The organism is Streptomyces graminilatus, from assembly GCF_001418565.1.
Lineage (GTDB): Bacteria > Actinomycetota > Actinomycetes > Streptomycetales > Streptomycetaceae > Streptomyces > Streptomyces graminilatus.
In genome coordinates this window covers 1-1,886 of the sequence record NZ_LIQQ01000482.1, presented here as the reverse complement: position 1 = coordinate 1,886, position 1,886 = coordinate 1, and the positions used below count along the sequence as shown (strand labels likewise).

1 protein-coding gene is annotated in these 1,886 nt (G+C 69.7%); it reads left to right on the top strand.

Annotated features, from left to right (window positions below):
- The coding region (locus tag AOK08_RS33520; protein ID WP_157876900.1) for a type I polyketide synthase at positions 1–1,886 on the top strand (1,886 nt) is incomplete at both ends.

The window sequence follows — 1,886 nt, the reverse complement described above, 5'->3', positions numbered from 1 at the left end:
ACGGTGGACACGGCGTGCTCGGCGTCGCTGGTCGCGCTGCATCTCGCTGTGCAGGCGCTGCGGTCCGGCGAGTGCGATGTGGCGCTGGCCGGTGGTGTGACGGTGATGTCGTCGCCGCTGTCGTTCGTGGAGTTCTCGCGGCAGCGGGGGCTGTCGGTGGACGGCCGGTGCAAGGCGTTCTCGGTCGACGCGGACGGTACGGGCTGGGGTGAGGGCGCGGGTGTGCTGCTGGTGGAGCGGCTGTCGGATGCTGAGCGGCTTGGGCATCGGGTGCTGGCTGTGGTGCGGGGCAGTGCGGTCAATCAGGATGGTGCGAGTAATGGGCTGACGGCTCCGAATGGTCCGTCGCAGCAGCGGGTGATCCGGCAGGCCCTGGCCGTCGCCGGACTCGACGCGGCCGAGGTCGACGCCGTCGAGGCACACGGCACGGGCACCCGTCTCGGCGACCCGATCGAAGCCCAGGCCCTGCTGGCCACCTACGGCCGGGAACGGTCGGAGGAGCGTCCGCTGTGGCTCGGTTCCGTCAAGTCCAACATCGGTCATACGCAGGCCGCCGCAGGCGTCGCCGGTGTGATCAAGATGGTCGAGGCGATGCGCCACGGTGTTCTTCCCGCCACCCTGCATGCGGAGGAGCCGTCGGATCAGGTGGACTGGTCGTCCGGCACTGTCCAGCTTCTGACCGAGGCGCGGGAGTGGCCGGAGGCCGACCGTCCGCGACGGGTGGGCATCTCCGCCTTCGGCGTCAGTGGCACCAATGCGCATGTGATTCTGGAGCAGGTGTCCGAGCCCGAGACCGACGGTGCGGCTGGGGCGGGGGAGTCCGGTCCGGTGGCGTGGGTGGTGTCGGGGCGGAGTGAGTCGGCGTTGCGGGAGCAGGCCGTACGGCTTGGTCAGCGGGTTGAAGCCGACGGTCTGCTGGATCCGGTGGATGTGGGGTTCTCGCTGGCGAGTGGTCGGTCGGTGTTCGAGCACCGGGCTGTGGTCGTGGGTGACGGGCGTGCGGACCTGGTGGCGGGGGTGTGGGCGGTGGCGTCGGGTGCGGATGTGCCGGGTGTGGTGCGGGGTGTGGCGGGGGCTGAAGAGCCTGATGTCGCTGTGTTGTTCTCGGGTCAGGGTGCGCAGCGGTTGGGTATGGGGCGGGGTTTGTATGAGGCGTTCCCGGTGTTCGCGGGGGCGTGGGATGCGGTGTGTGAGGTGCTGGATCCGCTGCTGGGGGCGCCGCTGACGTCGGTGGTGTGGGCCCCGGACGGGGACTTGCTGGATCGGACGGTGTGGGCTCAGGCGGGGTTGTTCGCGTTTGAGGTGGCGGCGTTCCGGTTGGTGGAGTCGTGGGGTGTGGTGCCGCGGTTCGTGGTGGGTCATTCGGTGGGGGAGATCGCCGCTGCCCATGTGGCCGGTGTGCTGTCTTTGGGTGATGCGTGTCGTGTGGTGGCGGCGCGTGGCCGGCTGATGGACGCGCTCCCCGGCGGCGGTGTGATGGTGGCGGTGGAGGCCTCGGAGGAGGAGGTGTCCCCGTATCTGACCGAGGGTGTCTCCGTTGCTGCGGTGAATGCTCCGGGTTCGGTGGTGGTCTCGGGTGAGGCCGGAGCCGTGCAGGGGGTGGTGGAGCGGTTTGGGGGGCTGGGTCGGCGGACGCGGGCTTTGTCGGTGAGTCATGCGTTTCATTCGGTGTTGATGGAGCCGATGCTGGAGGAGTTCCGGCGGGTTGTGGAGGGGGTGTCGTTCGGGCCGGCGCGGCTTGCGGTGGTGTCGACGTTGTCGGGTGGTGTGGCGGGTGCGGAGTTCGGTACGCCGGAGTACTGGGTGCGTCAGGTCCGCGAAGCGGTCCGCTTCGCGGATGCGGTGGAGTGGCTGGCCGGGGAGGGTGTGTCCACGTTCCTGGAGGT